The sequence below is a fragment of the Kitasatospora sp. NPDC088548 genome, from assembly GCF_044753005.1.
GTDB lineage: Bacteria > Actinomycetota > Actinomycetes > Streptomycetales > Streptomycetaceae > Kitasatospora.
The window spans coordinates 135,286-159,568 of sequence record NZ_JBIVMI010000008.1 but is presented as its reverse complement, the minus strand read 5'-3'; the positions used below and the strand labels follow the sequence as shown (position 1 = coordinate 159,568).

Sequence of the window (24,283 nt, the reverse complement as noted above, 5' to 3'; positions counted from 1 at the left end):
GCTGCTCCCAAGCTCGGTACGGCTGCGCTCCCGGCGCTCTTCCCCGCCGTCGAGCATACGTGCCCGCCACGACAGCGGGCGGCGCCGCCGGAGACCCGCTCCGACCGCACCGCCCGCGTCCTACGCCCAACGCCCCGGGGGCCGACCCCCGGCCGGGTCAGCCCCGGCGGCCCCAGCGACGGCCCTTGCCCTTGCCCTCACCCCTGTCGCCACTCCGGGCCCCGCCGCCCTGACCACCCTGGCCGCCCTGGCCGCCGTACGGCGCACCCTGGTCCTGCGGGCCCTGCTGGTCGGCCGGGCCGCCCTGGTTCCAGCGGGCCCATTCGTCGCGCGAGCCGAGCAGGGTGTCGGTGAGGCTCGGCAGGTCGTCCATCGGGGTCTCCTCGGCCCAGGACGGCCGGGGGCGCGGCTCGGTGGCCGGCGGCTGCTCCTCGACCACCGGCAGCTCGCGGGTGCTGTCGGCCGGTTCCTCCCGCCAGAGGCCCGGCGGGAGGCGGTCGGCCGGGCGGTCCGGCTCGACCCGGGGCAGCACCGCGGTCCGGTCGGCGTCCGCCGAGGGCACCCGGGGCAGCACGGTGGTCTCGTCGCCCGCGGCGGCGGGAACGACCGGCAGCTTCGCCGTCTCGTCGGCCGCGGGGGCCGCTGCGGCCCTCGCCGCCTCCGCCTCCTCGGCCGCCCGGGCAGCCGCCCGGCGGTCCCGCTCGGAGATCTCCTGGGTGGCCTCGTCACTGTCCTTCACCACCCGCAGTTCGGTGGTCACCGCGTCCCCCGGAGCCGTCCGGTCCGCCCGGTCGGCCGCGCTCTCGGCGGCGGCAGCGGCAGCGGCGAGCGCGGCGGCCTGCGCCAGCCGGGCCTCCTCGGCCCGCTGCAGGGCCTCTTCGGCCCGCCGCCGCTGCTCCTCGCGCTGAAGATCGCGCTGCCGCTGGAGCTCCGCCTGGACGGCGGCCTCCTCGGCACGCCGCTTGCGCTCGGCGGCCTCGGCGGCCAGCCGGGCCTCCTCAGCGGCCCGCAGCTTCGCCTCCTCCTCAGCCTGCCGGCGGGCTTCCTCCTCCGCCCGGAGCCGGGCCTCCTCGGCCGCCTTGCGGGCGGCCTCGGCGGCGACCCGCTCGGCCTCCTCCTTGGCCAGCCGTTCCTTCTCCGCCTGCTCGGCCCGGAGCTGCTCCAGCAGCTCCAGCCGCTTGCGCTCGGCGGCCTCCGCCTCGGCCTTCTTCCGGGCCTCCTCGGCGGCGCGGCGCTCGGCCTCCTCGCGGGCCAGCCGCTCCCGCTCGACGCGGGCGGCCTTCTCCTGCTCGGAGAGCGGCAGCTCGCGGTCGAGCCGGTGCCGGATCGCGGTGGTGACGAAGGCGGGCTGCTGGCTGCCGTCGACGACCAGGTAGCGCGCCGGGTCGGCGGCCGCCAGGGCGAGGAAGCCGGACCGCACCCGCTGGTGGAACTCGGTCGGCTCGGACTCCAGCCGGTCCAGCGCCTCGGTGAACCGCTCCCGGGCCTTGCTCGGATCCACGTCCAGGACGACGGTCAGGTCGGGCACCAGTCCGCCGGTCGCCCAGCGCGAGATCCGGGCCACCTCGGTCGCGGCCAGGTCGCGGCCGGCGCCCTGGTAGGCGATGGAGGAGTCCATGTACCGGTCCGTGATCACGACGGCGCCGCGGGCCAGCGCGGGCCGGATGACGTTCTCGACGTGCTCGGCGCGGTCGGCGGCGTAGATCAGCGCCTCGGCGCGGTGCGACAGTCCGGTGTTGCCGACGTCCAGGACGAGGCCGCGCAGCCGCTGCCCGACCGGGCTGCCGCCGGGCTCGCGGGTGAGCACCACCTCGTGGCCCTTGCCCCGGATCCACTCGGCGAGCGCCTGGGCCTGGGTGGACTTGCCGGCGCCGTCACCGCCCTCCAGGGCGATGAAGAAGCCGGTGCCGGTGGTGCGGTGCGAGGCGAGCCCGGTGCCGCCGCGTACGGCGTCCACCAGCTCACGGACGAAGGGGGTGGTGCCCCGGCGGTCGTCGGTCTTGAGCAGCACGACGGCCGCGAGGACGAGGGTCAGCAGCCCGGTGGTGGCCACCGCGAGGGCCGCACCGCCGTGGATGAAGGTGAACGAGCCGGGCTCGATCCGGCCGTACTCGACGTCCCCGTAGGCGGCGGCGATCAGCGGGACGGCAACCAGCGCGGTGCCCACCACGGCCCGCAGCACCGCGTGCAGGTGCTCGGTGACCTTGGGCAGCCGGGCCTCCTCGACCTCCTGGGCGAGCAGGGTACGCCCGGCCGAGACGGTGATCCCGGCGGCCAGCCCGGCGAGCACGGTCAGCAGCAGGACGAGGACGAAGTCCAGCACCAGGCCGGCCAGGATCAGCGCCACGCCCTCGGTCAGCAGCGCCAGCGCCAGCAGCCGGCGGCGGGAGAGCGCGGGCAGGGTGGCCCGGGTGAGCCGGGCGCCGAGCGCGGGCGTGGCGGCGGCGACGAGCACCAGCAGGCCGTAGCCGATCGGCCCGGCCCGGTGCTCGGCGGCGGTCAGCAGCGCCAGAGCGGCGACGCCCGCCATCGAGGCGTACCCGGCGGCGACGGAGAAGGTGAAGTACGGGGCGGAGCCGGTGCGGCCCTTGTTCAGGGCGGGGCCCGGCGTCGTGTCGGTCGGGGCGCGCAGGCCCTGCAGCGGCGAGTGCGGGGCGACCGGCACCGGACCACCGGACAGCTGCTGCAGGTACACCCGGACGGCCGAGGCCGTGAACAGGGCGGCCGAACCGAGGGCGGCGAAGGTGAGCTGGTGGGCGCGCAGCCAGTCCGAGCCGAGGGCCGCGAAGATGTTGCCGACGAGGGTGAGCGCGATCAGCGCGGCGGCCGCGACCGGCACGGTGGCCCAGCCGGTGCGCCGGTCCAGCGTCCGGACGGTCTCCAGGTTGGCGGCGGACGGGCACTGCTCGGCGGCCGGAGCGTACGGGTTGCCCGGCGGCAGCAGGCCGGGGACGGCGGCGGCCTTGGCGATCGCCCAGACGCGTTCGGCGGCCCCGGTCAGGAAGACGGTGGCGAGCAGGACGTACGTCGCACCGCCGGAGGGCTTCGGGCCGGAGCCCAGCCAGACGACCCACCACGGCGCGACGCCGATCAGCACGGCGCGCAGCGCGTCCGCGCCGAACAGCGTCCAGCGGCGGTCCAGCGGGCCGGTGAGCAGTCGGTGCACCGGGCCGAGCAGAGCGGCGCCGACCAGCACGGTGGCGGCCAGCCGGGCGGCGAAGACGGCGGCGACGGCGAAGCCGAGGCTGCGCGGCAGGTCGCCGAACTGGCCGCCGAGGGCGGCGGCGGTCACGGTGAGCGCGAGCAGCACCAGCAGACCGAGCCGGTCGGCGGTGCCCCCGATCAGCTGGGTGGTCCAGAGCCGGCGGTACGGGCGCGTCCGCAGCAGCGCGCGGGCCCGTTCACCGGGGGTCCCGGCGGGCGCGACCTCGGGAAGGTCGGGCGCGCCGGCTCTGGCGGCCGGGGCGGCGCTGGGGGTGGGCTGCTCCTCGCTCGTCATACGGTCAGCGTAGCGGTCGGCGCTTGCCGCAAAAGGGTGAGCGGGGTTCCGGATCCCGGTCATTGCACGGTTGTGACGCTCCGCGCACACGGCGCGGGCCCGCGCCTCCGGAGCGGAGGCGCGGGCCCGGTGCCACTGGCGGAGGGTCAGCCCTCGTCGGTGACGGTGGTCTTGCCCGCGGCGGCCTTCTTGGTGGCCGTCTTCTTGGCCGCGGCCTTCGCCGTCGTCTTGGTCGCCGTCTTCGTCGCCGTCGTCTTGGTGGCCGCGGTCTTGGCCGCCGCCGTCTTGGTGGCGGTGGCCTTCTTCGCGACCGTCTTCTTCGCGGTCGTCTTCTTGGCCGGGGCCTTCTTCGCCGTCTTCTTCACCGGTCCGCGCGCCCGCTTCTCGGCGAGCAGCTCGTAGCCGCGCTCGGGCGTGATGGTCTCGACCTCGTCGTCCTTGCGGAGCGTCGCGTTGGTCTCGCCATCGGTGACGTACGGCCCGAAGCGGCCGTCCTTGACCACCACCGGGCGCTCGCTGACCGGGTCGGTGCCCAGCTCCTTGAGCGGCGGCGCGGCGGCGGCCCGGCCGCGCTGCTTGGGCTGGGCGTAGATGGCCAGGGCCTCCTCGAGGGTGACCGTGAACATCTGCTCCTCGCTGGTCAGCGAGCGCGAGTCGGTGCCGCGCTTGAGGTACGGGCCGTAGCGGCCGTTCTGCGCGGTGATCTCCACGCCCTCCGGGTCCACCCCGACCACGCGCGGCAGCGAGAGCAGCCGAAGCGCGTCCTCCAGGGTGACGGTGTCCAGCGACATCGTCGTGAGGAGGGAGGCGGTGCGCGGCTTGACGGCGTTCTTGCCGGTCTTGGGCGTGCCCTCGGGCAGGATCTCGGTGACGTACGGGCCGTACCGGCCGTCCTTGGCGACCAGCATGTTGCCGCTGACCGGGTCCGGGCCGAGCTCGAAGTCCCCGCTGGGCTTGGCCAGCAGCTCCTCGGCCAGCTCGACCGTCAGCTCGTCCGGCGGCAGCTCGTCCGGGATGTCGGCGCGCTGGCCGGGCTCGCCGTCCACCACGGAGGCCCGCTCGACGTACGGGCCGTAGCGGCCGACCCGCAGCGTGATGTCGTCGCTGACCTTGAACGAGCTGATCTCCCGGGCGTCGATCGCGCCGAGGTCGGTGACCAGTTCCTTCAGCCCGCCCAGGTGGTCGCCGTCGCCGTTGCCGGCCTCGGCGGCACCGCCGGTGGCGTGGCCCTCGCCCTCACCGAAGTAGAAGCGCTTCAGCCACGGCACGGACTGCGCCTCGCCGGCCGCGATCCGGTCGAGGTCGTCCTCCATCTTCGCGGTGAAGTCGTAGTCGACCAGCCGGCCGAAGTGCTTCTCCAGCAGGTTGACCACGGCGAAGGAGAGGAACGACGGCACCAGCGCCGTCCCCTTCTTGAAGACGTAGCGGCGCCCGATGATGGTGTCGATGATCGAGGCGTAGGTGGAGGGGCGGCCGATCTCGCGGTCCTCCAGCTCCTTGACCAGCGAGGCCTCGGTGTAGCGGGCCGGCGGCTTGGTGGCGTGGCCCTCGGGGGTGAGCTGCTCGGCGGAGAGCGGATCCCCCTGGGTGACCTGCGGCAGGCGCCGCTCGCGGTCGTCCAGCTCGGCGTTCGGGTCGTCGGCACCCTCCACGTAGGCCTTGAGGAAGCCGTGGAAGGTGATGATCTTGCCGGAGGCGGAGAACTCGACGTCCCGGCCGTCCGAGGCGGCGCCACCGACCTTGACGGTGACGGACTGACCGACCGCGTCCTTCATCTGGGAGGCGACGGTCCGCATCCAGATCAGCTCGTAGAGGCGGAAGTCGTCACCGCTCAGGCCGGTCTCGGCGGGGGTGCGGAAACGGTCGCCGGACGGGCGGACCGCCTCGTGCGCCTCCTGCGCGTTCTTGACCTTGCTGGCGTAGGTCCGCGGCGCGTCCGGCAGGTAGTCGGCACCGTAGAGCTGGGTGACCTGCGCGCGGGCGGCCGCGATCGCGGTGTCCGACAGCGTGGTGGAGTCGGTACGCATATAGGTGATGAAGCCGTTCTCGTACAGCTTCTGGGCCACCTGCATGGTCCGCTTCGCGCCGAAGCCCAGCTTGCGGCTGGCCTCCTGCTGGAGCGTGGTGGTGCGGAACGGCGCGTACGGCGAGCGGCGGTAGGGCTTGGACTCGACGGCGCGCACCGCGAAGGCGGTCTGCTCCAGGGCGGCGGCCAGCGTACGGGCGGCCTGCTCGTCCAGGTGCAGCGTGTTCGCACTGGCGCTCTTCAGCCGGCCGTCCGAACCGAAGTCGCGGCCGCTGGCGATCCGCTTGCCGTCCACGGTGGCGAGCCGGGCGCCGAAGGTCTCCGGGTTGGCCGCGTCCGCGGGGGTGCGGCCGGTGCCGAAGGTGCCGACCAGGTCCCAGTAGGACGCGCTGCGGAAGGCCATCCGCTCGCGCTCGCGCTCGACCACCAGACGGGTCGCGACGGACTGCACGCGGCCCGCCGACAGCTTCGGCATGACCTTCTTCCACAGCACCGGCGAGACCTCGAAGCCGTAGAGACGGTCGAGGATGCGGCGGGTCTCCTGGGCGTCGACCAGGCGCTGGTTCAGCTCGCGCGGGTTGGCCACGGCCTCCTGGATCGCCGTCTTGGTGATCTCGTGGAACACCATCCGGTGCACCGGCACCTTGGGCTTGAGCACCTGCTGGAGGTGCCACGCGATGGCCTCGCCCTCGCGGTCCTCATCGGTGGCGAGGAAGAGCTCGTCGGACTCCGCGAGCAACGACTTCAACTTGCTGACCTGGGACTTCTTGTCCGCGTTGACCACGTAGATGGGCGCGAAGTCGTGGTCGACGTCCACGCCGAGGCGGCGTACCTCGCCGGTGTACTTGTCCGGTACCTCGGCCGCCGTGCTGGGCAGGTCGCGGATGTGCCCGACGCTCGCCTCGACGATGTAGCCGGGGCCAAGGTAGCCCTTGATCGTCTTCGCCTTGGCCGGCGACTCGACAATGACGAGTCGCTGTCCGTGCGCGGTCTCGCTGCTCGGGGACACCTTCGCTCTTCTCTCCCGGTCGTTATGTGAGCTGGTCGGCGCTGGCAGCACGGGCTGCGCTCCGCCCGACCCCTCCACCGTCCCGGGGCTGCCGCTGTACGACGACCCCACCAGCGGAGTGTGACCGTACCCCGGCCACCCTTGTCAAACGGACGGATCCCGCTTTTTCACCGGCTAGGCCGACCGACGCCACTCGAACGGTAACCCGATGATGGAGGATCGCGCCCCGTGGAGGGGGGCTTCGGCGGGTTCCGAAGGATGGAATGACGGATTTCAAAATCTGTCAACAAATAATCGGTGGGCCGCCCGTCACCCGGGACGGCCGGTGCGACAGCCGTCCACCGGCCTGTGACGGATCGTACGACGGCCGCCCGCCGGACCGCGCCGGCCCCCTGCGACGGATGCCCACCGGACGGGCCGGACCGTACGACGGATGCCTGTCAGACCGTGCCGGCGACAGCCAGCAGGCAGGCGCCGGCGGCCAGGCTGCCGACGCCGAGCGAGCTCCAGAGCAGGTCCGTCAGCGCGACACGGCCCGTCTCGGCCGCCGCCAGCACCGCCCGGGACGGGCGGCGCGGATCGTACGAGATCCGCACCGCGGTGCCGGGCGAGAAGCGGACCGGGCGGCGCAGCGGGGTGTGGCCGCGCGGCCGGGTGAGCACCGCCTCGGCGCACCGGCCCGCCCCGGGGCCGCCGACCGATGCCATCGCGGAGAAGGAGAGCAGCGGCGCGCTGTCGAGCTCGCCGTGTGCGTGGGCCTCGACGACCACGGTGGCGACCGCGGGCACGCCCCGGCGGCGCACGAGGTGGCGAAGGCGCACTTCGGCGGCGCACCAGAGAAGCAGGGCGCTGCCGAAGAGGGCGAGCACGATGCCGCCCACCGTCGCCGTCGTCGTCTCCAACCCCGCGCCCCCAGCTCTGTCCACAGCCTGTGGACAGAGCCTCACAGTCGGGGGCCAACGGGAGGCAGCCGCTCGGCGGCCGACGGACGAACCAGGGGGTACGGCGAGGTGAACCGGCCCCCGGTCCGAGCGGCCGGCCCGGGCCGGGGACCGCGGGACTCGTCAGTCCACGCTCGTCAGTCCACGGGCCGGATGAACCCCTGCTCGGTGAGCAGCCGCAGCGACTCCGGTACGCGGTCCCGCAGCACCACCCGGTCCTCGCCGAGCAACTGCGCGATGGCGTCGACGATCTCGCCGGCCGACAGCGTCCCGTCGCAGACCCCGACGAAGCCGGCGCCCACCGTGTCCACCTTGGTGGCGCGCCGCATGCCCCGGTTGTGCCGCAGGATCACGTGCTCCGGGTCCTCCGCCCCGGGCGCGCCGACCTGCTCCTGGACGACCTCGTCGGCCAGCACGTAGTGGGCCGCGAGCAGCCCCGCGTCGTCGTGCGTCCGCAGGTAGTCCTGCCGGTCGAACCACTCCTCGATGTGCGGACCGAGCGGCTGCTCGACCGGGTGCGGCCACTCCTCCACCCGGACGGTCGGCCGGTCGGCGCCGCCCGCGCGCAGCGTGATCCAGCCGAAGCCGATGCCCTCGACCCGGCCCGCCTCGAAGGCGTCCAGCCACTCCCCGTACCGGGCCTGGTAGTCGCCGCCGGGGCCGCGGTGGTCGCCGCCGTCGCGCAGCCACAACTCGGCGTACTGGGCGACGTCCTGAACCTCCCGCTGGACGATCCAGGCGTCCAGGCCGGTGCCCGCGACCCAGCCGGCCAGCCGGTCGTGCCAGTCCTCGCCCTTGACGTGCTGCCAGTTGGCGAGCAGCTGGCAGTAGCCGCCGGGCTCCAGATGGGCGGCGGCGGTGCGGACCAGGCTGCGGCACAGGTCGTCGCCGGCCATCCCGCCGTCCCGGTAGGTGAAGCGGCCGGCGGGCGAGATCACGAACGGCGGGTTGGAGACGATCAGGTCGAACTTCCGCTCCCCGACCGGCTCGAAGAGGCTGCCTACGGCGGTCTCGGTGTTGTCGAAACCGGAGAGCGCGAGGGTCAGTTCGGTGAACCGCAGGGCGCGGGGGTTGAGGTCGGTGGCGGTGACCCGCTGGGCGTGCCGGGCGGCGTGCAGCGCCTGCACACCGGAGCCCGAACCGAGGTCCAGGGCGGCCCGGACCGGCCGGCGCACGGCGAGGTTGGCCAGCGTGGTGGACGCGCCGCCCACCCCGAGCACCAGATCCTTGCGGGCCACTCCCTGCGCGGTCTCACCGGAGCCGATCCCGCCCGCGCCGCCGACCGCGCAGCCCAGGTCGGAGACCACCCAGGCGTCCGAACTCGGCAGGCCGGCGACCTCATTGGCGTACGGACGGATGTCCACGGTGGCTCGCACCAGGTCGCCGTCCGGACGCAGCCAGCCGTCGGCCAGGCAGTCCTCGACGGGCAGGGCGGCAGCGGCCGCCCGGTACGGGACGGGCTGCTGCAACAGGAAAAGCCGCACCAGCGTCTCCAGCGGGCTGCCGCCGCGGGTGGCGCGCAGCGCCGGGACCGCCTCGCTGCGGGCCAGCGCCGCGTACCCGGTGGGCCCGAGCAGGCCGAGGCAGCCGTCGGCGGTGTACGAGGCGGCGAGCAGTGCCTCGCGCAGTTTGGCGAGGCGGGTCTGGTCGAGAACGGGGCTACTGATCACCCCGCCATTGTCTCCCGACCCGCCGCCGCCGACCGCTCGCCGGGCCACGCCCGAACGGGCCCGCCTGGGCAGGCCTCAACGGATCTCCATGGGTCTCAGTGAGTCTCAGTGAGTCTCAGTGAGTCTCAGTGAGTCTCAACGGGTCTCCGCAGTCAGCGGCCCCGGCGGCCCCGGCGAGTCTCGACAGGTCCCCAGCGGCCTCAGCTCGCCGAGGGGGCGGGTGCGGGCGGGGTCGACGCCGCACCCGTGTCCGTCCCGGTGGGGCTCGTGGCCGGGCTCGTGCCGTCCGTGGCGCCGGGGGCGGGCGTTCCGCCGGCGCCGTCGGTGGCCGGGGCACCGCTCGCCGGGGCGTCAGTGGCCGGGGTGCCGGTGGCCGGGGCGCCGCTCGCCCCGGTGGTCGGGGCCGCACCGGCCGCGCCCGGCTTGCAGCCCTCCTGCTTGGCCATCGCGGCACCGAGCTCGCCGCGCTGCAGCTTGGCCTGCGCCTGGGTGGACAGCGAGGCCAGCTGCTGCACCTGGTCGGCGACGCTGCGCAACCCGTCCGCGAACTTCGCCTGGTCCGTATTGGGCAGCGCGTCCACCTTCTTCTGGACGTCCAGGTAGCCGTCCGCCGCCTTGTTGAGCTCCGCGACGGTGTCCTTCTGGAGGTTCGCCCCGTCGTCCACCTTGGGCGCTCCGGCCGAGTTGATGGCGGCGGCGATGTCCTGGTTGGTCTTGGCCAGGCGGCCTATGTCCGTCGAGAGCCGCTTCTGCAGGTCGCCCGGGGCCTCGCCGGTCTTCACCTGGCCGGTGTCCGCGAGTGCCGTCTGCGCCTGGGCGATCGGGTCCTTGGCCGCGCCGCAGACGTTCGCCGCCCAGGACTCCAGCTGCTTGCTGTTGTCGTCGCCGCAGCCGACGGCGCCGAACGCGAGCAGCGCGCCGAGCGCGGGTACGGCCAGCAGTCGCTTGTTCACCGGAGAAGCCCTTTCGGTTTCGGTCGTCGAACTGCGAACCTACACGGCCGCCGCACCGCCCCCGGTTCCCGCCCGTATTCGGCCACCCGCTCCGCGCCGGGCGCCGGTTCAGGCCCGCCCACCCCGGATTCGGACCGCCTGCCCAGTCGTCTGCCCCGCCCACAGCCCCCGGGCACCGGTACGGACGGCAGCGCGAGACCGTCCCGGTCCGGCCAGAACGCCGAGCAATGGCATCAGCGCCGGGGAGGCGGTCGAGAGCAGGCACCGGCTCAGAGCAAGGCAAGGCACGACAGCGAGCCGTGAACAGATACCCGGGACCAGCACTCGGCCGGCCGGTACCCGGCAGGTCGGCGTTCGGCGGGTCAGTGCTTCGCGAGCCGGTACTTGGCAGGCCGGTGCTTGGCGGGCCGGGACCCAACGAGCCGACGTCGCTGGATCAGACCGTCACCGCGTCGACCGAAACCGGCCAACTCATCCGGATCAGGCCGCCACCGGCTCCGCTGGTGACCTCCAGGTCCTCGACCAGGCCGGTGATGACGGCGAGGCCCAGGGTGTCCTCGTCCGGGTCCGCGCCCTCGGTCGCACCCGGAGGCGGGACGGTAGCGGGACCGGCTTCGTCCTCGACCTCGATGAGGAAACGCTTCTCCTGGTCGGTGAGCGCCACCCGGACCGCGCCGGTGATGCCACCGCGCTGGTGCAGGCCGACGGCACGGGAACACGCCTCACCCACGGCGAGCCGCACCTCGTCGAGCACCGACTCGTCGACGCCGGCACGTCTGGCGACTGCCGCGGCGACCAGCCGGGCCGTACGCACGTGCTCGGGAAGCGCGCTGAATCGAAGTTCGACGGTTGCCATCTCTCCCCCTCGGGGTACTCCGACCGGGGCCGACCATGCGGCCCGTACGGGCCGGTCTCCACCGGCCCCGGGGCGACCGGAGGCGACCGGGGCACAGGGCCCCGGGCACCCCGGACGCGTGAATCGGGCGGGCCGGCCGCAGGGCCGGCCCGGCCGCGTCAGTCGGTCGAGTTGACCGCGTCGTCCACCGAGGTGTGGATCGGGAAAACCTTGGTCAGGCCGGTGATACGGAAGATCTTCAGGATGCGCTCCTGGTTGCACACCAGGCGCAGCGAGCCCTCGTGAGCGCGCACTCGCTTGAGACCGCCCACCAGCACGCCCAGACCGGTCGAGTCGAGGAAGTCCACGCCCTCCATGTCGACGACGAGGTGGTAGTTGCCGTCGTTGACGAGCTCGACCAGCTGCTCGCGCAGCTTCGGGGCGGTGTACACATCGATCTCGCCGCCAACCTCGACGACCGTGCGGTCGCCGACTGTACGGGTCGACAGGGACAGGTCCACGGAACCTCCAGCACCTTGCCTTGCTACGTCATTGCGATCCTCGGCCGGACGGCCGTCACCGCATGGTCACGAACGCCGGACACACCCAGCCAACGCGTGGCGAGCCTCAGCGCTGCGACCCCCGGCCGTACGGCCGTCACGGCCACATTCAACCACCTGCGACCATGCCCGCACGATGGCTTACGACGATTCTGCGTCACGCCGGTGACACACTGGGTCCTCATGCCGCCCCGACACAGCCTGCCCGAGGCACTGCTCACGACCCTGTCCACCACCAGGGGGCGGTCCGACCGACTCACCCATACGGAGCACCTTCCCGCCCGACCCGCCCGTTATTCGCCGTGGCCCGACTCGATCCGGCCCGAGATCGTGGCCTCCGCCCTGGCTCTGGGCGTGGAGCAGCCCTGGGCTCATCAGGCAGAAGCGATGAATCTGGCCAAATCCGGCCATACTGTGGTGATCGCCACAGGCACCGCTTCGGGCAAGTCGCTCGGCTACCTGGCCCCGGTGCTCAGCGACCTGCTGGACGGCACCGAGGCCCGCAACGGGCGCGGTGCCACCGCCCTGTACCTGGCCCCCACCAAGGCGCTCGCCGCCGACCAGCGCCGCCGGGCCGCCGAGCTCGCCCCGCCCCGGGTCCGGCCCGCCCTCTACGACGGCGACACACCGCCCGAGGAACGCGAGTGGGTGCGCCAGTACGCCTCGTACGTGCTCACCAACCCGGACATGCTGCACCGCGGCATCCTGCCCGCCCATCCGCGCTGGGCCTCCTTCCTCAAGGCGTTGCGGTACGTGGTCGTCGACGAGTGCCACAGCTACCGGGGCGTGTTCGGCTCGCACGTCGCCCAAGTGCTGCGGCGGCTGCGCCGGATCTGCGCCCGGTACGGTTCCACGCCCACGTTCCTGCTCGCCTCGGCCACCACCGCGGACCCGGCCGCCACCGCCCGACGGCTCACCGGACTGCCCGCCGAGGCGGTCACCGAGGACGGTTCTCCGCGCGGCCCGGCGGTCTTCGGGCTCTGGGAGCCGCCGCTCACCGAGAACGTCGGCGAGCACGGCGCGCCCGTCCGGCGGACGGCCACGGCCGAGGCCGCCCACCTGTTGACCGACCTGGTCGAGAACCAGACCCGCACCGTCGTGTTCGTCCGTTCCCGCCGGGCCGCCGAACTCGTCGCGCTCCAGGCCCAGGACCGGCTCGGGCGCCCGCTCGCCGACCGGGTGGCCGCCTACCGAGGCGGCTACCTCGCCGACGAACGCCGGGCCCTCGAACGCGATCTGCACACCGGGCGACTGCTCGGACTCGCCTCCACCTCCGCTCTCGAACTCGGCGTCGACATCTCCGGTCTGGACGCCGTCCTGATGGCCGGCTACCCCGGTACCCGGGCCTCGCTCTGGCAACAGGCCGGACGGGCCGGGCGCGAGGCTCAGGGCGCGCTCGCCGTCCTGATCGCCCGTGACGACCCGCTGGACACCTATCTGGTGCACCACCCCGAGGCGCTGTTCGCCACACCTGTCGAGGCCACCGTGCTCGACCCCGACAATCCGCACGTCCTGGCCCCGCATCTGTGTGCCGCGGCCGCCGAACTTCCGCTCACCGATGCCGACCTGGACCTCTTCGGCCCCTCCGCCGCCCCGCTGCTGCCCGTCCTGGAACGGCGCGGGCTACTGCGCCGGCGCAGCGACGGCTCCTGGTACTGGACCCGCCGTGAACGCGCCGCCGACGCCGTCGACCTGCGTGGCAGCGGGGGCAACCCGGTGCAGATCGTCGAGTCCCCGACCGGCCGTCTGCTCGGCACCGTGGACGCCTCCGCCGCCCACACCACCGTCCACACCGGAGCCGTCCACCTCCACCAGGGGCGCAGCTACCTCGTCCGGGAGCTCGACCTGGAAAGCTCGGTCGCTCTGGTCGAACCGGCCGACCCGCCCTACACGACGGCCGCCCGCGACATCACCTCCGTCTCCGTGCTCTCCACCGACACCTCGGTCGAGTGGGGCGAGGGCCGGCTCAGTTTCGGTTCGGTGGAGGTGGTCAACCAGGTGGTCGGCTATCTCCGCAAGCGGATCTCGACCGGGGAGATCATGGGCGAGACCAAGCTCGACCTGCCGCCCCGCACACTGCGCACCCGCGCGGTCTGGTGGTCCGTCACCGAGGACCAGCTGCTCGACGCGGACATCCCGCTCGACCAGCTCCCCGGTGCCGCCCACGCCGCCGAGCACGCCTCGATCGGCCTACTGCCGCTGTTCGCCACCTGCGACCGCTGGGACATCGGCGGCGTCTCGGTGCCGCTGCACCCCGACACCCAGTTGCCCACCGTGTTCGTCTACGACGGCCACCCCGGCGGGGCCGGCTTCGCCGAACGCGGTTTCCAGCGGGCCGTGCAGTGGCTGACGGCCACCCGGGAGGCGATCGCGGCCTGCGAGTGCGAGCGGGGGTGCCCGTCCTGCGTGCAGTCGCCCAAATGCGGCAACGGGAACGACCCGCTGGACAAGGCTGCCGCCATCCGGCTGCTGGACGTGCTGCTCGCCGGAGCCCCGACGACGGACCAGGACGCCGGCACCGGGAGAGCCGGGGCCGGCAGCAGGACGCACGACGGGGAGGGCGAGAAGGACGGCGGGGACGGACGCCGGGAAGCCAGCCGGTAGGCCCGGTCCGGCGCCAGGGGCTCGTGAGTCACCCGCCTTCGCGTCGAGGCTCTCCTCCGCCAGACCGGTCACCGCCCGGACCGGTCCGGCGCGGGCCCGGGCACGCGCCGGACCGACCGGCAGATGCACAGGCACTCCCCGGACCGGCACCTCTGCCACCACCTCAACGGCGTCCGCCTCCCGGTCCACCGCGCAGAACACCACCGTGGCCCCCTGAGCGGCGGCGATCCCGGCCGCTCGGCCGCATCCGCCGTCCTGGTCCAGGAGCAGCCGGTCGGCCGCCGCGAGGGCAGCCAGATCGGCGGCGGCCTCCGCCCGGTGCCGGGCCCCGACCACCGCGCCGACCGAGAGGATCGCGGAGAACACCGCGCAGCCGAGCACCGCGAACGCGACCAGCCAGACCGTCGCGGAGCCTGTGTCCGGCCCGCGACCTGCCGCCGCCGCCCGGGCGGCACAGGTGGTACGGGCCCTGCGGGCGCACGCACCGCGGCGCACTGTTGCCGCGACGCGGCTCAGGACGGCCATGACCCGGCACCTCCGCCGCCCACCAGGGTGTCCTCCCGCGCCGCCACAGCGGTGGCGCTCAGCCGGACGGAGAGCACGGCGGCGAGCCTCCCAGGGCCCGCGCACGGCGCGTCCACGGTGACCCGCACCGTGTCGGTCTCCACGCCGACCTGCACCGCCGCCCCGGGTGGGGCGGCCGAGCGGGCGATCGCGGCAGCATCCGGCTCGCCGCGCGCGGCCGCCCTGGCCCCGACACGAGCCGCGTCCACGCAGCGGATCTGGGCGGCCGCCGCGAGTACACCCCAGATCAGCATCGCGGCAAGCAGTACCAGTGCCGGCAGCGCCACCGCGGTCTCTGCCGTGGCGAAGCCCGCGTCGCCACGACCGCGTTGCCGACGAGCCCGCCCAGTCCGGGGACGGGGACGGGGTTGGTGCCAGGTTCGGGTTCGGGTTCGGGAACGGCGGGGGAGCGGCCAGGCCACCGATAGTCCGTCAGGTCGCATGAAGCGCCCGGTCCAGGAGCTCGGTCAGCGCGCCGATGACGGCCGAACTGGTCACCACCTTGTACAGGCCGGCGGCGAAAGCACACGCCCCGAGCGTGCCGACCGCGTACTCGGCCGTGGTCATTCCAGCGTCCGATCCGGCCCTGGCGCGAACCGCCCGACGGATCTGTCCGGTCGCCCAGCGGCCTCTACGGCGGCACATCTCCAGCAGGTCCCGATGCGCGCGTCCGACGGCGGGCCTGGGAACGATCACTACAGCCATGAATCTCTCCTTGATGATGATGGATTGGCACGAAACCGCGCTTCAGAACGAACAGCCTCGACCAACAACTCGAATAGAAATAAGCACTCTTGAGGTCTCGTCACATCGACTGCGCAAAGCGCGCGGTGAGCCCGATAACCACCGGAACAACGCTGATCAGTACGAACGCCGGCAGGAAGCAGAGCCCGAGCGGCGCCGTGGCGAGTACTCCGGCGCGGCGGACACGGACGTGCGCCGCTCGCGCGGCCGCTTTCCGGTGGCCGTGCGCGAGCCCGACGAGCGGCTCGGCCACCGGCGCCCCGCTGAGGCTCGTCCGGGCCAGGCAGCGGGCCAGTGGCGCCAGCGCCGGGCGCTCCTCGCCCAGCCTGCTCCAACAAGTCTCCGGCGGTGCGCCCAGGGCCAGTTCGGCCGCGATCGCGCCCAACCGGGGCCCCATCGGGGCACCCACACTCCGGCCGACAGCCGCGACCGCCACAGCCGGCGAAGCAGCCGATCCGAGACAAGCCGCCAGCAGCTCGGCCGTCAGTGGAAGTTGCCGGGTGAGCCGCTCCTCCTCCAGTACGGACCGCCGCTCCACCGGGGACCGCGCCCGAGGCAGCCACCGGTTCAGCCCGAAGGCCAGCAGGACGCCCGCCACCAGGCCGATGCCACCGCCGACCATCAGGGCCGCACCGAGTGCCGTGCAGCTCACCACCGCCAGGTGCTGTGCACGGCCGGCGGCATCGGGACTTCGCGCCGTCGCCCCGGCCCGGCGGCCCGGGCGGCTCCCGGCGAGTCGCCCGGCCTGTCCGCTACGCGGCCGGGCCCGAGGTCGAGGCCGCCCCCGGGGCCGGAACCACACCGCCGCCCTCCGTCGGCCCCGGTGCCGAGCCACCCGCCACCACAGGAGCGATGCTCCCACCGCCATGGCCGACCCCCAGCCGGCCCATTCGGCTTCCCTGGTCACCCCGACATCACCTCCGCCCGGAACGATCCGCTGGGCCGGCCGGGACGGGCTCGCGTCCGCGAGATCCCACACCGCCATCCACCGCCGTCCCGCCGCTCGTCGGGCCCGGGCCTCGCCGCGGCCCGGCCACCGTTCTGGGGAGCCTCCAGAGCGCCCTGTGAGGCACTCCGGACGATGCGCGACGTCCACGCCAGGCCCAGCCATTCCAGCACCGCGCCTACGGCCAGACAGGCGAGCCCGGCGGGGGTGTGGAGCAGAACGTCCACCGGCCGGGCCCCGAGCGCCACGCCGAGCAGCAATCCGGCCGCAGGCAGGACAGCCAGAACCGCGATCGTCGTCCGCGGCCCGGCCAGCTCGCCGGCGATCTCCTCGGCCAGCGCGCGCTCGCCGCGCAGCGCCTCGGCGACCCGGTCCAGCCCGGTGGCCAGGCCCGAACCGCTGTCGGAGGCGACCCGCCAGCAGGCGGCGATCGCGGTCGCCCCACTCCCGCCCGGCAGCTCGGCGAGCAGTTGGAACGCCGAGGGCACGTCCCCTCCGTATCGGCCGGCCGCCAGCCGCGCCACGGGCTCCTCGCCGATCCGGCGCAGCATCTCGCGATCGGCGGCGATGCGCGCGGTGACCACGTGCAGCGCCTGCTCCAGTGTCGCCCCGCTCCGCAACTCCCCCGCCAGCCCGGCGCAGAGCTCCACCACCGCCCCGGCCCGCTGCCGGGCCTGCGCCTCCGTGCCGCGCCGCAACCGCCATCGTCGAAGCGGGAGGACAGCCAACGCGGCGGCGAGCGGTGGCACGGGCGACGCCGTCGCCTGCCCGGCCGCCAACCCTCCTGGCAGAAGAAGCAGTTCTGGTGTCAGCCAGGCCCATCGGCGAAGCGCCGGCACCCCTGATCCGGGGGCGGCCGAACGTCGGCGAGCCACCATACGACCGCCGCCGTCGCCCCCATCTCCTCCCCCTCCTCCGCCAGGATCGCCGGCCAGCAGAAGCCCGTGCCGCCGGACGCCCGCCACCTGTCGCTGCAATGAGCGCCAGCCCGCCAGCGCCACCACACAGAGCACCAACGTCCAGCACAAGGCGATCTGATGTATCGTCATGTCAAATCCCTCTTTCTTCCGGGTCGGCCATTCCTGCCCCGTACCCCGAGCAGCGTCAGGGCGCCGGCCACACATCCGCACAGCAGCAGGACGAACGCCACCTCCGCCGGCCGGACGCTCGCACCCGCCAGCGCCGCCGCCTCCGCCGTCACGGCGGACCGTCCGTGAGCGTCACCCCGCGCGTCGCGAGCAGCCGGACGAGCCGCTCCCAGCCCGCCCCGGGCACCGTGGCTCCGTCCGCCGTGAACGTCACCGCCGGGGTGGTGACGGCCAGACCTTCGCGGTCGCCGGCCAGTGTGTGGATCTCGGCAACCCTCCGCCGGCCGGTTCCCGGGTCCCTCACCAGGTGCACCACCACGTCGAGTGCGGCCCGGAGTTGGCTGTGCAGCGACGGCCGGTCGAGCCCCGCGAGCGACCCGAGCGCCTCCAGCCGGACCGGGACGTCCGCCGCCGTGTTCGCGTGGACGGTCCCGCAACCGCCCTCGTGCCCGGTGTTCAACGCAGCCAGCAGATCCGAGACCTCAGCCCCTCGGACCTCACCGATGACCAGCCGGTCGGGGCGCATCCGCAGCGCCTGGCGGACGAGATCCCGCAGGGTGAGTTCGCCGAGCCCCTCCTGATTGGGCGGCCGGCTCTGCAGACGGACCACATGCGGATGAGCCGGTTGCAGCTCGGCGGAATCCTCGGCGACGACGATCCGCTCGGTCGGTTCGGCCAAGCCGAGCAGTGCCGCCAGCAGGGTGGTCTTGCCCGTCCCGGTGCCGCCGCTGACCAGCAGGGACAGCCGCGCCCGCAGGATCCCAGCCAGGAGTTGGACACCGCCCGCCGGCAGTGCCCCACCGGCCACCAACTCGTCGAGCGTGAACGGACGGGGCCGGCAGACCCGCAGGGAGATGTGGGTGCAACCGGCCGCGATCGGCGGCAGCACCGCGTGCAGCCTGGTGCCGTCCGGCAGTCGGGCGTCCACCCAGGGCCGGGCGTCGTCGAGCCGCCGCCCGGCCGCGGTGGCGAGCCGGTGGGCCAGCCGCCGTACCGCGTCCGCGTCGACGAAGCGGACCCCGGTGGCCCGCCGTAGGCCGCTACCCCGGTCAACCCACACCTCGTCCGGGCCGTTGACCAGAACATCCGTGACACCGGGCGCCGACAGCAGCCGGTCCAGCGGGCCCGCACCCACCAGTTCGGCCCGCAGCGAGCGCACGGTGTCCAGGACTTCGCCGCCACCGAGCGGGGGCCGGGTGGCCCGCAGTGCGGCCGCGACGGACCCGGCCGTCGGAGCGGCCCCCGACTCGGCCAAGCGCAAGCGCACGGCGTCCACCAGCGCCGCCGTCCGTTCCTCCCTGGCCGTCCGCCCATAGGGGTGCGGCTCCGGCCGCGATTCCGGCTCCGGCGGCCGGGCGTCCGCCGCCACGCTCCTGAGCGGCCGGTGCTCGCGCACATAGCCCCGGCGGCTTTCAGCGCTGCCCACGACGCGGTTTCCACGCAGACGGACCATCAGTACACCCCTCCTCCGGCCACCGGCACCGGCGGCAGCACCTCGTCCAGAAAGGTCTCGCAGAACCGCGCGAGCGGACCGTTCTCACGGATCCCGGGCGGCACACCCTTCTCGACATCGGCGGCCAGCCCGGGCTCCGGATCCAGCTCTCCCGCGAGTTCGAGCCGAAGCCCCCGGGCGATCCGGCGGGCCGGGAGGCCGAAGGGCCGCAGCGGGCGCACCACCACCCGTACGTCGCCGAGCCGCATGCGGGCCGCTGCCGCGACCCGGTCGGCGGCCGCCACCGCGCGCAGTTCGGCCGGCACCACCAGCAGTGCCAGGTCGGACTGTTCCAGCGCCTGCCCGGCCGCCGGATCGAGGTGGCGCGGTACGTCGATCACCACGAGGCCGCCGCGTCGGCGGGCGGCGGCCAGCACACTGCGCATGGCCTCGGGCGGCACGGTCAGGGTGTCGCCACGGTCCCAGGACAGGCAGGACAGGGCCGTCAGCCGCTTCAGGACCGGCAACGCCTTGGCCAGCTCGGCACCGCTGACCCGGCCCCGCGAACCGGCCAGGTCGGGCCAGCGCAGACCCACGGCCGCCTCCCCGCCGAGCAGGATGTCGAGCCCGCCGCCGAGCGGATCACCGTCGATGAGTATGGTCCGGCGGCCGGTCCGCGCGGCCGTGGCCGCGAGCGCGCAGGCCAGGGTGGAGGCACCGGCACCGCCCCGGCCTCCGAGGACCGAGAGGGTGAGCGCCGGTGTCCCGACGCCTTCGGCCGCGTCCGCGATCCGGTCGAGCAGCCAGGCCTCGGCGTCGGGCAGGAACAACACGTGCTCGGCGCCGAGTTGGACGGCCCTGACCCACACCTCGGGGTCGTCCAGGTCCAGTCCGAGCAACAGCACCCCGTTGCGGCGGGGCAACCCGGCACACCGGTCGGCCTGGTCGTCCCCGACCAGCACGAGTGACGAGCCCTCCCAGAGCCCGCGCGGCGGCGAGGCTCCCCGGATCAGCTGGGGTTCGGTGCCGGCGGCCGCGCAGAGCCGCAGCAGGTGCTCTGCCAGGCCCTCGTCCTCGGTGACGACGAGCGGGCCGGTGGCCTCGGGGCCGTCGGCGGCGGTGTGGTCGGCGGTGGGTGTCGACATGGCGCTCTCCCCTGTGCGGCGCCCGTCCGCACGGAGCGGTCCGGGCGCACATCCGGATGGTCCCGGCAGGCGGTTGCCCGGCCCGCCCCGCAGGACGAGCCCGGCAACCGCTGCCGACCACCACGGTGGAGCGCGATCGGGGTTGCGTCAGCCCGGTTCCGAATCCCTGTGGACAACTCGGAGCTGTGGATAACTACGTTCACCCGGGCGGGGGGCTATTGAGCAAAGAATTGACGAAACGGGCTCACCGAGAAGAACCGGCACGCGGCTCACACGATCCCCGGCCGACGTCGGCCGACCTCACTTCGGGACGTCTGCGAGGCCTATTCGGCGCGCCGCCGGGCCATCGACAACTGAGAGTAATCAGCAACGCAGAGTGACGAAATCAGATCCCTGGACGCCCGCCCCGACACCCCTTGTACGTGCCGCCCGGACCATCGGCGGCATCCTCGGAGCGAGGCTTTCAAACCCTGAAAATGGCCCCGGACGTGCGACGACCCCCGCCGGGGGGGAGAGCGGGGGTCGTCTATCCACAGCCCGACTCGGGGGGGAGGAGCCGGACCGGGTTAGCACGGTCGCGAACGATCCGTGACTTCCATGGTGTACCCGAGCGGCCAGAAACACAAACCCGCGCGCTCACGAGTACACCGAATGGCGGGGTGTTTTGCGGTGCCCTCTATCCTCGGTTCCCGTGGACACCACCGAGAACGCCGACGAGTACGCCGACGAGTCCCCGAACGGCACCACCAGGACCGGTGGGGCCTCCTCACCCGCCCATCCGCGGACGGGCGGCCCGCGCACGGCGGCCTTCTTCGACCTGGACAAGACCATCATCGCCAAGTCGAGCGCGCTGGCTTTCAGCCGGCCTTTCTACCAGGGCGGTCTGATCAACCGTCGGGCCGTACTCCGCAGCGCGTACGCCCAGTTCGTCTTCCTGGTCGGCGGAGCGGATCACGACCAGATGGAGAAGATGCGCGAGTATCTCTCCGCGCTCACCCGGGGCTGGAACGTCCAGCAGGTCCGCGAGATCGTCGCCGAGACCCTGCACAACCTGATCGATCCGATCATCTACGACGAGGCCGCCTCCCTGATCGAGCAGCACCATGCGGCCGGCCGCGACGTGGTGATCGTCAGCAGTTCCGGTTCCGAGGTGGTCGAGCCGATCGGCGCCCTGCTCGGCGCGGACCACGTGATCGCCACCCGGCTGAAGATCGAGGACGGTTGCTACACCGGCGAGATCGAGTACTACGCCTACGCCGAGAACAAGGCGGCGGCCATCCGGGAGTTGGCCGAGGTCGAGGGCTACGACCTCGCCGCGTGCTACGCCTACAGCGACTCGTCCACCGACCTGCCGCTGCTGGAGGCGGTGGGTCACCCGTCGGCGGTCAACCCGGACCGCGCCCTGCGCAAGGAGGCGGTGGCCCGCGAGTGGCCGGTACTGGTCTTCGACCGCCCGGTGGAACTGCGGCGGCGGCTCCCGGAGTTCTCGGCACCGAGCGGCTCCGTCCTGACGGCCGTGGCCGTCGGCACGGCCGTGCTGACCGCCGGGGTGATCTGGTACGCGGCCAGGCGTCGGCGGCCGGCGGCCTGACCCCTCCGGGCCTGACGCCCGCCGCTCCAGGACGGCAGGGCCGGCCCGCCTAGGACAAAACGGTCAAAAGGCGAAGACTTCTCATTTCGGGTTCCCCTTTCGCCCAAAACGCGATACAAATGAAGCACGGCCCGCGAGACCCGGTCAGGACCTAAGAGGTCAAACCGACAACGCAGTTCAGGCCACACGGACCGCGCGTACGGATAACTGAGCACCCACATGCAGCCGACCCGCTGTCGGGCCGCCGCACCAGACGAACGGGCAGGATCCCCGTCTGATGGGCACTTCCGGTGCATGCATGGTCACCCGGCATCTGTACCAGCGGCGGCACCCGGCAGGATCGAGTGCCGCCGCATCTTCCGCCTCCTCGGACCCGGGCCTCACGGCCCGGGTCCGTCGCGTCGGGCCCGGCTCAGACCATGCCGCGCTGCATCGCCTCGCAGACCGCCGTACTCTCCCGCACGCCCAGGCGCAGCGCCCGGCCGCAGTGGCCGATCCAGTCCGCCAGCCCCTCCGGGGTGCCCGCCAGATAGCCGGCCAGCGACCGCCGGTAGGCGTCCGTGCCCAGTTCCGCCAGGCCGACCTCGACCGGACAGATCGCCTTCGGGTCGAGCCCCTCGGCGATCAGTACGATCCGCTGCGCGGCGCGCGCGATCACGCCGTTGTGGGAGGCGAACGGCCGCAGCGCCAACAGCTCCCCGTGCACCACCGAGGCCACCACCAGGGCCGGCGTCCCCACCCCCTGCCCCTCCCCGCGGGCGATCAGCAGCCGGGAGAGCTGGTCGAGCCGGGCGGCCACCTCGTCGGCCCCGGGGGCTGGAGACAGTTCGGCCACCGGCCCGCCGGTCGCGGCCTCGACCTCGACGCTCTCCACCGGCTTGAGCTCCAACGGGAACAGCGCCTCGGCGGTCTCCCCGGACTGTCGCGGCCGCCCGGCCGACGCGTCGGCGTCGCCGACCGCCAGCAGGTGCAGCCGGGCCAGCACCTGAAGCGGCGAGTGCCGCCAGGCGCTCAGCAGCTGACCGGCCTCGGCGGCGATCCGCAGGGCCGCGCCGACCGTCCGGGCATCGGGGTCCGCGCCGAAGTCGCTGCGCCTGCGAACCTCCTCCAGCGGCCAGTCCGCCCCGGCCAGTGCCGCCGAGGCACGGGCGCCGCGCAGCGCCGACTCGGAGGTGACCTCGGCCGCGCGGCGGCGCATCACCCGGTGACCGTAGAGGCGGTCGACGGCCTTGCGCACCTCGGCCACCGCGTCGGGCACTCCGGGGAGCTGGGCCAGCGGGGCGAGGGGATCTGTTCCAGTGCTCACCTACCCGAGAGTAATGAACGGAGGGCATTTCCCGGAACAGCAACCCCATATCACCCGTTCGAGGCAATCCTCACTTCCCTTCGACGAGGAACCCGAAACCCTGGATAGCATGGCCACTATCGGAGACGATAACGGTTTCCAGGTTTGGGGACCGTCGACCTCGGCGCACGAGGCCGCGAGCAAAGAGGCCCGGAGCGAGGGCCCAGAGCGAGAGCCGGAGTCCCAGATGAAGATCGCCTTCGTCGGCAAGGGCGGCAGCGGCAAGACCACGCTGTCCTCACTGTTCATCCGCCACCTGGCCGCCACCGGCCGCCCGGTCCTCGCCGTCGACGCCGACATCAACCAGCACCTCGGCCCCGCACTCGGACTGACTGACGCCCAGGCCGCAGAGCTGCCCTCGCTCGGCGCACGCCTGCCGGAGATCAAGGAGTATCTGCGCGGCAGCAACCCCCTGATCGGCTCCGCCGCAGAGATGATCAAGACCACGCCGCCAGGCCGGGGTTCGCGACTGCTCCGGATCGTCGAGGAGAACCCGGTGTACACGGCCTGCGCCCGCCCGGTCATGCTCGACGAGGGATCCGTGCGACTGCTGGCGACGGGCGCCTTCACCGAGGAGGATCTCGGGGTGGCCTGCTACCACTCCAAGGTCGGCGCGGTCGAACTGCTGCTCAACCACCTGGTGGACGGGCGGGACGAGTATGTGGTCACCGACATGACGGCGGGCTCCGACTCCTTCGCCTCCGGCCTGTTCACCCGCTTCGACCTCACCTTCCTGGTGGCCGAACCGACTCGCAAGGGCGTCTCCGTCTACCGCCAGTACAAGGACTACGCCCGCGACTTCGGCGTCGAGCTGCACGTGGTCGGCAACAAGGTGCAGGGTCCGGGCGATCTGGATTTCCTGCGCCGCGAGGTCGGCGACGACCTGCTGGCCACCTTCGGGCAGTCCGACTGGGTGCGCCGCCTGGAGCAGGGCGCCGAACCCCCACTGCGGGTTCTGGAGCCGGCCAACCGCGCCGTCCTGGAGCGGCTGCGGGTCGAGGTCGACGCCGCCTACGACCGCCGGGACGCCCGCCGCTACACCGAGCAGGCCGTCCTCTTCCACCTCCGCAACGCCGAGAGCTGGGCCAACGCCAAGGTCGGCCTCGACCTCGCGAGCCAGGTCGACGGCGAGTTCCTACTCGGCGGCGAGCAGAGCACAGCGGCCGGCGCACGCGCCTGACCGGCGGCCACAGGGCACATCCGACACCGAACGGGCCGCGGGCGCCCCCCCCCCCGGGGGGCCCCGCCCCCCCCGCCCCCCCCCCCCGCCCCCGCCCATTTGCCCGAGTTTGTACCCCCACCCCAAGGGGGAATGGGGGGCACCGGGCCCA

17 protein-coding genes and 1 pseudogene are annotated in these 24,283 nt (G+C 73.5%); 3 read left to right on the top strand and 15 right to left on the bottom strand.

What is annotated here, in order from left to right; genetic code table 11:
* Window positions 1-157: 157 nt before the first annotated feature.
* The 7 genes from tmk to bldG all read right to left on the bottom strand — a co-directional run bounded on the left by tmk (window position 158) and on the right by bldG (window position 11,454).
* Window positions 158-3,499 carry a dTMP kinase gene (gene tmk / locus ACIP82_RS13345; RefSeq protein ID WP_400653461.1) on the bottom strand — a complete coding sequence of 1,114 codons (3,342 nt, stop codon included), beginning with the start codon at window positions 3,497-3,499 and terminating at the stop codon, window positions 158-160.
* A gap of 146 nt (window positions 3,500-3,645) precedes the next feature.
* Window positions 3,646-6,534: a type I DNA topoisomerase gene (gene topA / locus ACIP82_RS13340; protein ID WP_400653459.1), complete on the bottom strand. Its 2,889-nt coding sequence runs from the start codon at window positions 6,532-6,534 to the stop codon at window positions 3,646-3,648.
* A gap of 440 nt (window positions 6,535-6,974) precedes the next feature.
* Complete coding sequence (locus tag ACIP82_RS13335; protein WP_400653458.1) at window positions 6,975-7,436, bottom strand: DUF3592 domain-containing protein; 462 nt, start codon at window positions 7,434-7,436, stop codon at window positions 6,975-6,977.
* A 176-nt stretch (window positions 7,437-7,612) separates the two neighbouring features.
* The gene (locus ACIP82_RS13330; protein WP_363604111.1) at window positions 7,613-9,145 is read right to left on the bottom strand and encodes a methyltransferase; all 1,533 of its coding nucleotides are present in this window, start codon (window positions 9,143-9,145) and stop codon (window positions 7,613-7,615) included.
* 200 nt (window positions 9,146-9,345) lie between these two features.
* The gene (locus ACIP82_RS13325; RefSeq protein WP_400653456.1) at window positions 9,346-10,098 is read right to left on the bottom strand and encodes a small secreted protein; all 753 of its coding nucleotides are present in this window, start codon (window positions 10,096-10,098) and stop codon (window positions 9,346-9,348) included.
* 436 nt (window positions 10,099-10,534) lie between these two features.
* Window positions 10,535-10,954: an ATP-binding protein gene (locus tag ACIP82_RS13320; RefSeq protein WP_363604108.1), complete on the bottom strand. Its 420-nt coding sequence runs from the start codon at window positions 10,952-10,954 to the stop codon at window positions 10,535-10,537.
* A gap of 158 nt (window positions 10,955-11,112) precedes the next feature.
* A complete protein-coding gene (bldG, locus tag ACIP82_RS13315) occupies window positions 11,113-11,454 on the bottom strand; it encodes an anti-sigma factor antagonist BldG (RefSeq protein ID WP_148644090.1) in 342 nt (113 codons plus the stop codon).
* Window positions 11,455-11,676: 222 nt separating this feature from the next.
* Here bldG and ACIP82_RS13310 point away from each other — a divergent pair, with 222 nt between their 5' ends.
* On the top strand, window positions 11,677-14,097 hold the full coding sequence (locus tag ACIP82_RS13310; protein WP_400653454.1) for a DEAD/DEAH box helicase: 2,421 nt from the start codon (window positions 11,677-11,679) through the stop codon (window positions 14,095-14,097).
* A gap of 141 nt (window positions 14,098-14,238) precedes the next feature.
* On the opposite strand, the pseudogene ACIP82_RS13305 reads toward ACIP82_RS13310, so the two are convergent.
* The 7 genes and pseudogenes from ACIP82_RS13305 to ssd all read right to left on the bottom strand — a co-directional run.
* Window positions 14,239-14,622, bottom strand: a pseudogene (locus ACIP82_RS13305) (Rv3654c family TadE-like protein); the annotation flags it as partial.
* Complete coding sequence (locus ACIP82_RS13300) at window positions 14,610-15,083, bottom strand: TadE family type IV pilus minor pilin (protein WP_400653452.1); 474 nt, start codon at window positions 15,081-15,083, stop codon at window positions 14,610-14,612. The gene ACIP82_RS13300 and the pseudogene ACIP82_RS13305, both read right to left, overlap by 13 nt.
* A 10-nt stretch (window positions 15,084-15,093) precedes the next feature.
* On the bottom strand, window positions 15,094-15,306 hold the full coding sequence (locus ACIP82_RS13295; RefSeq protein WP_363604203.1) for a DUF4244 domain-containing protein: 213 nt from the start codon (window positions 15,304-15,306) through the stop codon (window positions 15,094-15,096).
* 160 nt (window positions 15,307-15,466) lie between these two features.
* On the bottom strand, window positions 15,467-16,060 hold the full coding sequence (locus tag ACIP82_RS13290) for a type II secretion system F family protein (protein WP_400653450.1): 594 nt from the start codon (window positions 16,058-16,060) through the stop codon (window positions 15,467-15,469).
* A gap of 248 nt (window positions 16,061-16,308) precedes the next feature.
* Window positions 16,309-17,049, bottom strand: a complete 741-nt coding sequence (locus ACIP82_RS13285) for a type II secretion system F family protein (RefSeq protein ID WP_400653448.1) — start codon at window positions 17,047-17,049, stop codon at window positions 16,309-16,311.
* A gap of 499 nt (window positions 17,050-17,548) precedes the next feature.
* Complete coding sequence (locus tag ACIP82_RS13280) at window positions 17,549-18,718, bottom strand: TadA family conjugal transfer-associated ATPase (protein WP_400653559.1); 1,170 nt, start codon at window positions 18,716-18,718, stop codon at window positions 17,549-17,551.
* A 173-nt stretch (window positions 18,719-18,891) separates the two neighbouring features.
* Window positions 18,892-20,016, bottom strand: a complete 1,125-nt coding sequence (ssd, locus tag ACIP82_RS13275; RefSeq protein WP_400653446.1) for a septum site-determining protein Ssd — start codon at window positions 20,014-20,016, stop codon at window positions 18,892-18,894.
* Between the two features lie 691 nt (window positions 20,017-20,707).
* On the opposite strand from ssd, the gene ACIP82_RS13270 reads away from it, so the two are divergent.
* Entirely contained in the window at window positions 20,708-21,607 is a 900-nt protein-coding gene (locus ACIP82_RS13270; RefSeq protein ID WP_400653444.1) for an HAD family hydrolase, read from the top strand.
* A 412-nt stretch (window positions 21,608-22,019) separates the two neighbouring features.
* On the opposite strand, the gene ACIP82_RS13265 is transcribed toward ACIP82_RS13270, so the two are convergent.
* Window positions 22,020-22,913 carry an oxidoreductase gene (locus ACIP82_RS13265; protein WP_363604099.1) on the bottom strand — a complete coding sequence of 298 codons (894 nt, stop codon included), beginning with the start codon at window positions 22,911-22,913 and terminating at the stop codon, window positions 22,020-22,022.
* Between the two features lie 226 nt (window positions 22,914-23,139).
* Between ACIP82_RS13265 and ACIP82_RS13260 the strand changes: the two genes are divergently transcribed.
* On the top strand, window positions 23,140-24,132 hold the full coding sequence (locus tag ACIP82_RS13260) for an ATP-binding protein (RefSeq protein WP_400653442.1): 993 nt from the start codon (window positions 23,140-23,142) through the stop codon (window positions 24,130-24,132).
* Window positions 24,133-24,283 lie beyond the last annotated feature (151 nt).